At 38.4% G+C, this 8,619-nt stretch carries 12 protein-coding genes; 6 read left to right on the forward strand and 6 right to left on the reverse strand.

The window, feature by feature from the left end:
* From QMD21_06645 to QMD21_06670, 6 genes are all read left to right on the forward strand, one after another.
* Positions 1-207: Lrp/AsnC ligand binding domain-containing protein (locus tag QMD21_06645; GenBank protein ID MDI6856438.1), on the forward strand; the 207-nt coding region annotated here is incomplete at its 5' end.
* 59 nt (positions 208-266) lie between these two features.
* Positions 267-428, forward strand: coding sequence for a hypothetical protein (locus QMD21_06650; GenBank protein ID MDI6856439.1), 162 nt, complete (start codon positions 267-269; stop codon positions 426-428).
* Positions 429-638: 210 nt separating this feature from the next.
* On the forward strand, positions 639-884 hold the full coding sequence (locus QMD21_06655; GenBank protein ID MDI6856440.1) for a hypothetical protein: 246 nt from the start codon (positions 639-641) through the stop codon (positions 882-884).
* A gap of 61 nt (positions 885-945) precedes the next feature.
* On the forward strand, positions 946-1,470 hold the full coding sequence (locus QMD21_06660) for a hypothetical protein (GenBank protein ID MDI6856441.1): 525 nt from the start codon (positions 946-948) through the stop codon (positions 1,468-1,470).
* Between the two features lie 5 nt (positions 1,471-1,475).
* Positions 1,476-1,916, forward strand: a complete 441-nt coding sequence (locus tag QMD21_06665) for a 30S ribosomal protein S15 (GenBank protein ID MDI6856442.1) — start codon at positions 1,476-1,478, stop codon at positions 1,914-1,916.
* Positions 1,917-1,918: 2 nt separating this feature from the next.
* On the forward strand, positions 1,919-3,136 hold the full coding sequence (locus QMD21_06670; protein ID MDI6856443.1) for a DHH family phosphoesterase: 1,218 nt from the start codon (positions 1,919-1,921) through the stop codon (positions 3,134-3,136).
* 219 nt (positions 3,137-3,355) lie between these two features.
* Here QMD21_06670 and QMD21_06675 read toward each other — a convergent pair whose 3' ends face one another.
* From QMD21_06675 to QMD21_06700, 6 genes are all read right to left on the reverse strand, one after another.
* The gene (locus QMD21_06675; GenBank protein ID MDI6856444.1) at positions 3,356-4,171 is read right to left on the reverse strand and encodes a D-aminoacyl-tRNA deacylase; all 816 of its coding nucleotides are present in this window, start codon (positions 4,169-4,171) and stop codon (positions 3,356-3,358) included.
* An 8-nt stretch (positions 4,172-4,179) separates the two neighbouring features.
* On the reverse strand, positions 4,180-4,404 hold the full coding sequence (locus tag QMD21_06680; GenBank protein MDI6856445.1) for a hypothetical protein: 225 nt from the start codon (positions 4,402-4,404) through the stop codon (positions 4,180-4,182).
* A 73-nt stretch (positions 4,405-4,477) separates the two neighbouring features.
* Positions 4,478-4,606, reverse strand: a complete 129-nt coding sequence (locus QMD21_06685; GenBank protein ID MDI6856446.1) for a hypothetical protein — start codon at positions 4,604-4,606, stop codon at positions 4,478-4,480.
* A gap of 101 nt (positions 4,607-4,707) precedes the next feature.
* On the reverse strand, positions 4,708-4,986 hold the full coding sequence (locus tag QMD21_06690) for a hypothetical protein (GenBank protein MDI6856447.1): 279 nt from the start codon (positions 4,984-4,986) through the stop codon (positions 4,708-4,710).
* A gap of 30 nt (positions 4,987-5,016) precedes the next feature.
* On the reverse strand, positions 5,017-5,490 hold the full coding sequence (locus QMD21_06695) for a hypothetical protein (protein MDI6856448.1): 474 nt from the start codon (positions 5,488-5,490) through the stop codon (positions 5,017-5,019).
* On the reverse strand, positions 5,487-8,619 hold a 3,133-nt coding region (locus tag QMD21_06700), incomplete at its 5' end, for an Ig-like domain-containing protein (protein MDI6856449.1). The genes QMD21_06695 and QMD21_06700, both read right to left, overlap by 4 nt.

Genomic DNA, 8,619 nt, shown 5'->3' on the forward strand with positions numbered 1-8,619 from the left:
CAGACAGTGGCTGGCAAGGCTAAACCAGTAGCTGAGGCAGTATCTAAGCTTAATGGTGTGAGCTCAGCATATGCTGTTACAGGGACATTTGACGTAATAGCGCTTGTTGAGGCTAGTGATTTCAAAGTACTTTCAGAGCTTGTGCTTGCCAAAATCCATGCTATTGTGGGCGTAGCGCGAACAGAAACTGCCATAATCTACGAGTAAACTCAGCGACGAGGCTATTCTTGACTAGCTTTTTCGTTGAATCTATCTGCTGAGTTTAAGTGATATTCTCACTAAAAACTAAGCCCGGTTGGGTAGGACATGAAAACCAAGGTGCTGGAATTGCCTTTGCTCATTTAGATACAGACGGAAGACCCGATCTAGGAATAATGTGGATTGATAATCCTCCAGGAGATAATTATGTCTACTATAGGTACGTATAAAAAGCACAAAAAATTTTGGATGTTGCTGTGTATCTCAGTATGCGTTATCGCGGTGGTAGCGGCGATATCAGTTTGGCGGAGCAGTATAACAGATAGTGGTACTCCAAAGGTCTGGCTTAAAATAGTTACTGACAAAAAATATACGCGCAAGGAGAGAACGTTACTTATACGATATTCATTGTTAATGATATGGAGGAAAATTTTAGTTTAATGAGCCCGAATTATGAAATTCTAATTTATAAGAAAGAAAATTCTGGTGAAGAAGAAGTTTATCATTCGGGAGTAGACATTACTCCGGTAGACTACCCTAGAGTAATTCCACCCCACTCTGAAGAATTTATTACAAAAGATGTGTGGCAAACAGACGGGTATTCTCCAGGAATGTACATTCTTAGGGTAAATTTAATGTTTCCTCATGAGAAGGTGAGAGGTGAGACAGTCATAGAAATTTTATAAACTCCTAAATCATTTAAGTAGAAAACTTTTAATTATACCTTATTCCATATACTCTTTTAAGATGACTTCTGTAGAGCTTAGAAGCAGATGGTTCCTGCTCATACCTATAGTTGCAATAATTTATACTGTTTGGGTAATTTTATTGGCACTTGGTAAAACATTAGGCTATGCAAGAGCTTATGAGCCTTTAGGCTTTGACCAGTGGCTTTATCTAGGCTCTGCTCTTTTTATAATACTTATTGTGATAACGATTATGTGGATGCCACCTCCTAAAAAAGAAGCCATCGAAGAAGAAGCTACAGTTGCTGAGGAGAGAGCGCCCGTGATTATAGAAGCAGAGCCTTTACCTGCCCAGGAGCTTGAGAAGAACATCATAGCTTATCCCAAAGAGGTTGAAGGTGCTATCTATTCAGATACTTTTATAGAGCTCGATGAAAGGACAGTTCTTAAATTGCGCAGTTTTATAGGAAGAAGTTGCCTGCTCTGCCCTAATCGATATGAATGCTTGGAAGAGTACAAGGAGAAGATTAGCTTCCAAGATTTTATTAGTTCTATTGACTGTTTTAAAGTTAAGTTGAAGGGGTGAAAATAATGCCGTTACCATTCACAAGGAAAAAACCTCTCGAACACGAGAAGGCCAAGCCAGCGTGGCAGCCGTTAAGCGTTAGTGAGATTGAAGAAACAACTCTTAAACTTGCAAAAGAAGGTATTACTAGCGCTAAAATTGGTGTTATTTTAAGAGATCAATATGGTGTTGGTAATGTGAAATCAGCTACTGGTAAAAGTATTACTGAGATTCTCAGAGCTAAAGGGTTAGCGCCCAAAATACCTGAAGATCTTAGAGCTCTCATCAAAAGAGCAGTAGCTACTGCTAAGCATGTTGAGAAAAATCCTAGGGATTACCATAACAAGCGCGGACTTACTCTAATAGAATCTAAGATTAGGAGTCTTGTAAAGTATTACAAGAAGGAGCAGGTGTTGCCACAGGACTGGGAGTATTCTATTGAGTCGGCTAGAATATTTGTAGAATAGTCATGTTCCAGAGAATCAAAGAAGTGGCAAGCCTCTTTTCAAAAGATATTAGCGCTGCTAGAATAATATCGCATTACGATAGCGATGGCACCGCTGCTGCAGGTATTATTTGCAATCTTTTGCTGAGAGAGAAGATAAAATTTCAATGCACCATAGTAAAAGATTTTTCATCCGACCTTATTAAAAAGCTACTGGCAGAGAAGTCTTCCAGCGAATTAGCTATGTTCTTAGATTTAGGTAGCAGCAAAATAGAAGAAGTTGAAAAGCTACAGGCTAAGTACAGAACTATAATTGTTTTGGACCATCATTTTCCTGAAAAGGAATCTTTAGTTTATCATATAAATCCGCATTTGTTCGGCATCAACGGTGGCGATGAATGCTGCGCTTCCTGTTTAGCCTATCTTTTAGCAGAAAACAGAGCAGAAAGTAATTATGATCTTGTTGGGCTAGCACTTGCAGGAATGGTCGGTGACAAGCAATTGCCGTTACGAGGTATTAACAAGCAAGTCATAGATAAAGCTTTAGAAAAAAAGCAACTAAAAATTGAGAAAGGTCTTAGCTTAACTGAAGAGGAATATTCAATTGAGAAATTTTACAAGTTATCGAAAACAAAAGAGCGCTACCTAAATTCGCTTTTTCTAATTCATGCACTTGCGCGAGATGTGGATTACGAAATTCTAGAGCGGAAATTTAATCGCTACTACATTGCTAAGTATCAGATTTACGCTCACGAACTTGCCTCTATACTAGATGCGTGCGGTAGAACTGACAACGCCTCTTTAGGACTTGCTATATGCCTAAATAAAGATTTTATTGCTAAAGGAATTGAGCTTAAAACTCGTTACGGGGAAGAGTTAAGAAAAGAAGTTTTGTCTCTACCAACTAAAATAAAAACTCTTGGTAGAGTCCAGTATTTTAGGTGCAATAATCCCAGTCTAGCTGGTGTAGTTGCAGGTATAGGTATAAGCTATCTACTTGACAAAGGCAAGCCTGTAATCGCATTTTCGCCAAGCAATGGTAAACTGAAAATTTCTGCTAGAGGTAGCAAAGAACTAATAATAAAAGGTCTTGATTTGGCAGCGGCATTGAAAAAATCGTCTGAAGCTGTTGGAGGTCATGGTGGCGGTCATGCAATTGCAGCTGGCGCCACAATAGCAGAGCATAAACTCAACGAGTTTTTGAAAATATTAGCTGAAATTATAGAAAGACAATTGGGCTGAGAAAATGAAAATTTACTGCAAGCTTGTGCTTGATTACGAGAGCAAAGAAATTTGCTCTATCATTGAAAGCTCGCTAAGAATAGATAACTATCAGTTTGTAAAAACAGTAATAGAAAAAAACAAAATAATTTCTGAGATAACCTCAGACTCATTTCCTAGTTTATGCCATACTTTAGAAGATTATTTGGAATGTCTTGGTATCGCAGAGAAAATAGCACGCTATAAATCTTCCAAATCCTTTTCTCTTACAACTTTCATACCTTTCTCAGTAAATATTTCCTCTAGTTTTCTATAGATCTCTTTATTAAGCGCTTTTCTATGGAAGTAGACTACCTCAGCACTTGAAACTTTTAAAAGCTTGTCAATCATTTCGTCGTTTAAATTACCAATTTGATAGCTCGGTACAAGGTGCGCAAACGAAATTTTTTTGGTTAGCGCTACTTCTGTAAACCGAGGTGCATAATGGCTGCCACCCACTCCTACTGCAATTGGATATTTTTGCTTATTTCTAACTGCCTCTAAAATAGTGCTCGCAATAATTTCGCCAGCACTTCCGTCTTTCCAAGCACTTTCATCACTCCCTATTTCTATAAAAAAGCTTGGAGTGCTGAGGAAAGGGCCGTGATGCGTTACCTCAAAAGAAATTTTATATTCTAAATTTTTCTCCTTTGCTTTCTTAGCTAATATTCTTAATGCTTCGCTCTTAAGATGCGGCGAAGCAGGAACGAGCTCTCTATCTTTTCCTCCAAGCTCTGCTATACCATAATTACCTATTGAATGAACACTTAGTGTAGACAGCTTTGTCTCACTTTTATGCTTGGATGCGAATATTACATGCTCAATATTCTTGCCAATTTTTTGTTTTAATTCTAAATCTATATTGTTATGATATAGATGGTAATCGTTTATTGTGCTTAAAACAAGCTCGTTATAAAAATAAAGCTCGTCAGCTTTTTTCCAAGCTCTTAGCTTTAGAATTTTATCTTTTATATTCAAACTTGCTTCGTCTTGAGCTGAAATTACAATGAGTATCACAGGCAAATTTAAAAATTATTTTGGAGTAACATTTCTTTGTGCTCTTCATGGAGCTGGCGCATATGCACTTTCGTATATTTATCCATTTCTCTGATTTCTTTAACAATAGTTTTAGTATCTGCACAAATATTCTTTATATCCTTAGAAGTTTTAATAGAAACCACTGTTAAGACAGCGCAAAATCCGGTTATAACGGATCCAAACAGAGTTGCTGTTACTACCAGCTCGCTCATAGCAATAATTATCACTTTCCTTCTATTTATAGGTTAAGAATGAGTTACTTATTTTGGCTTGTAAACAGTGCATTTAAGTGGGCCTGTCCAATAGTTTTTGAGTGCCCCTGCTTGTAAGGTAGATAGTAATGCCTAGTGTGATTACTGCTATTGTAAGTCCTATTCCGGTCGTAAGTACTTCGGCATTCATTACCATTATCATAGCTCTCAGCTCCTATTTATTTGTTGCTTTTTTCACAGATAAAAAAGGAAATATAGCCAGGGCGAAGGTGGCGCGCTGGCGCGTGAGGAAAAAGAAATAAGTTACTTTGATGATGTTATCGCAGTAAGTATCTTTTCCGCTGCGCTGTCTATTTTTTCACCTAGTTTTTCCATTGCGCTGTCTATTTTTTCACCTAGCTTTTCGCCTAGCTCTTTATGCTCTTCGTGCAGCTGGTGCATGTGCACTTTCATATCCTTGCTTATTTCTTTAAGGCACTTAATTCCGCGTGTTTGCTGCACAGCCATGTAACCACAGAGGGCGGTGAGTATAGTCCCAAGCACCGTTGCTATTATTACCAGTTCGCTCATTGCTATAATCATAGCTCTCAGCTCCTATTTATTTGTTGCTTTTTACAACCAAGTATTGTAAGTTTCCAGTTTCTCTTTTATTTCCTGTGCTAAAAAAGCGCCTTGAGTAGTAACCTCATAGACATCTCTGAACTTGCCTGTCTGAGGCACGTAGACACGCTTCTTTAAAATACTTCCTTGCACAAGTAGCTTTCTTGCAGCTCTTGAAATTTGCGATTCCGCAACACTTAACGCTTTAGCAATTGCAGACCTTGAGAATATCAACGAGTTGTTGTTATGCCCGTTATTATAACTAGTATCTGCGATGTACAATAGTATCTTATCTTTTAGAGTGCAGTTTGCAATTTTATTATAGTCTCCGTTAGCTCCTAGCTTCAGCTCTAACTCGCAAGGCTCCTTTGTAGCCTTTCTAAGTCCTTCTTCAAATTTCTTTCTACCCCACTGCTCTAATAGTTTTGTAATCAACCTTCTAAGCTCTTGAGTACTTAACTTATCCAGCTCCTCCATCATCTTCATTTCCACCTCCTTTTAAGTTTTTCCTCGTAATTCTTAAATTCTTGATTTACTTCATCGAGCGACTTAACCTTGCCAATTTCAAAGTTAGAGTTGCGTTTCCGACGCTTTTCAGCTCTAACTTTCAAACAGCCTACAGCTAAGCAAGTTGTAACTAACACTAAAATTGCTATATGGAAGTATGATGCACTGAGTATAGGCTTATAACTATTCTCCGAGCGGAGAGCTTCGCTTAAAATTTTAAGCTGAGCTTTTCGCTCTTCAATAAATTCTTTATCGCTATTAAAAAGTTTTACTGATAGTTCGCAATCTTCTTTTTCGCCAACGGTGCAAAAGAGATAGAAAGTAGCGCACTCAAACTCCTGGATAGCGGGTGTGCAATTTAAGTCCGCACAGGTATCGTTAATATATAGCCCGATATAAAAGTAGCCATGCGCATAATAATTGCATATAGTTACCGAAATAGGTATTCTTTGAGCTACCGCTGCAGCTCTAGAATCAAACTTCAAATCTATGATTAATCTGTTCTTTATACTAATATTTATTTTGTCAGTAGAATATCTGCCGAAACCATCTGAGACTGTAATTTCAAGTATATATCTTCCGTTTATAAACTGCGCGGGCTCTAATAAAAACCAGCCTGTATTTGTACAGTTCTCTAAAATTATTGCCTTCATATATTTACCAAAGAGCATAACTTTAATTTCGACGCTCTCGTTCAAAGGCGAGCTTGCATTGTAAAAGCACGAAGTATTACAGGTAATTTCTGCGTTTTCTGAAGGAGCTAGTAGCTTTACAGTAGGTGCGAAAAGCGCTCTGTTAATAACTACAAGCTTAGCTTTAGGCTGTTCTACGTTGCCTGCAAAATCTATACTATAGTACTCGATAGTATACTTGCCATCTTTTTCCAGCAAGAAACTAGAATTATAAGCTTGCCACTTATCGTTGTCTATTCTATACCTTGTTTCCTTTATACCGCAGGTATCTTTTCCAAAATAAAATTCAACTTTAACTTCGGAGCCGAACAATTCCTCATGCGAGCAATTACAGCTCAGCAAAATATTTGTTGTTGGCGGCGTTAAGTCACAAATTAGAGTTATAAAATCAGATTGCCAAATATTTCCAGCTAGATCCGATACTGCTATCCTTATGTTGTAGACTCCTTCTAAAAGATTTAATGTGCAGTTGGTAGCATTAACCCAATATGTAAGATTATTATTGCACTCGACTCGATAGCCCCTCAGCCCGCTTAGCTCGTCTCTGCTCTCACTCCATGAAAGTGTTATATTGCTTGTATTAATATACCTAGGAATATTTTGAATTATTACATTCTCAGGAGCTGTAAGGTCTATTTTGACATAGACCTGAGACTTAGGAGCTATATTGCCAGCATTATCTACAGCGAAATATTCTACAAGCCACAAGCCCTCAGAAAGAATTATTTTTCCGGTATAAATTTCCCAAGAGCTATTGTTAATCCTATATTTTATAAAAGCAATCCCGCTTAAGTTATCTACAGGCGCTAGTGTTATGCTGAGATTACTCAACCACCAATCGTTATTTCCATGCAATCCATTGAGAGCATGCTCGTTTGCAGGTGGAGTGCAATCGTATTTTATTAGTGCAGTGCTAAAATTATTATAGTTGGTATTCCCTACTTTATCTTGTAGCCATAAATAAAGTACTTGAGAGCCTTCTTCAAAGAGTTGAATTGTAAAAAGCCGTTCGGAAACGAAGATACCATCATTATTGCTGCATGGTTGATAGTTAAGTTTATACCAAGCTCCTGATATGTTCCCTTCGTCTTCTTGCGCATCCCAACTTACTGTGAAATTATTTGAGCGTGACCAGTCAGACGGAGCTATCGATAGATTGCTCGGCGGAGAAGGAGCTATAGAGTCAAACAATATATGGAGAAGAACAGTTCTTCCGGTACTTACGAGATTTATCGCAGTTATATTTATCGTATTGAGCCCCTCGGTAAGAATGACTGTTTTAGAGAACTCGTATGAAGAATTCAAAGGAATTGATACACGGTCAATAAATACCACGCAACCAGCCCCTGTCTTGCCAGATACCAAGCATTGTGAGTTATTAGTAATTGAGTTATTTTGAGGCGTGTAAATTATGAGCGTCGGCACGGTTGGATCGTATGTTACTGCAATGGTTTTTTCAGCCCGGTTGCCTGCGTTATCTTTTGCTCTGAGCTTTACAATGTTAGTCCCATTAGAAAGTTTAACAAGTTGACTGAAATTACCATCTACTAGAGTTAATGAGTAAACGCTCACATTCACTAAAATCTCTGCTTTCTCTATTCCGTTCAAATCTCTGACCTCTCCTTCCACGGTAATATTCTCTTTATTTGTCATTGTACCGCTTTGAGGCTTGGTGATTTGCAAGCTTGGTGGTGTGGTATCTAGAACTATGGTGTCATTTACAACTTCAGACTCGTTTCCGTAGAGGTTTCTGCATTTGAAGTAAACAGTCTTTGTGCCGTCCGCAGAGCCTTGCAAAGTCCAAGATTTAGTATTTGCAAAAGCTTCCCATGAGCTCCAGCTTGAATTATCGTTGCTGAAGCACATTTCGTAGGCATTTTGAGATGCTGAGAGCGTGAGTGTAACTGAGGTTGAGTTTGTAAACTGCGCATTGTTATTAATCTTAATATTCAAATTAGTTGGTGGTCCTGTAGATATGGTAAAGCTTCTTGACTGCCAGTCACCCACGTTTCCTGCATCATCTACAGCTCTCACTCGCCAGTAATAAGTGTTATCAGGGAGAGAGTTTGTAGTAGTTGATGTACTTGAAGTTGTTTTTGTAAATTCAGGCGATGCAAAGTTGTTATTGTTATCAACTTGGACTTCATAGTAAGAAATTCCGCTGGCATCGTCACTTCCTGTCCAGCTCAAAGTCGGAGTGTTTGTGTTTAGAGCAGCACATGCTGCAGGTGAGCTGAGGCTCACGGCAGGCTTGCCCTTATCTATTTTTACCGGAATACTGGTATCTTGTTCTGTGTTTCCTGCATTGTCAACAGACCAGTATTTTACAGTGTAGGTGCCCGAGCTGGTTAATAGAATAGCCGTTCCTGTTTGAGTTGCGCCGCCGTTGATTTTATAATAAGTAATGTTGGGTCCC

This window comes from Candidatus Thermoplasmatota archaeon (assembly GCA_030018475.1).
GTDB lineage: Archaea > Thermoplasmatota > JASEFT01 > JASEFT01 > JASEFT01 > JASEFT01.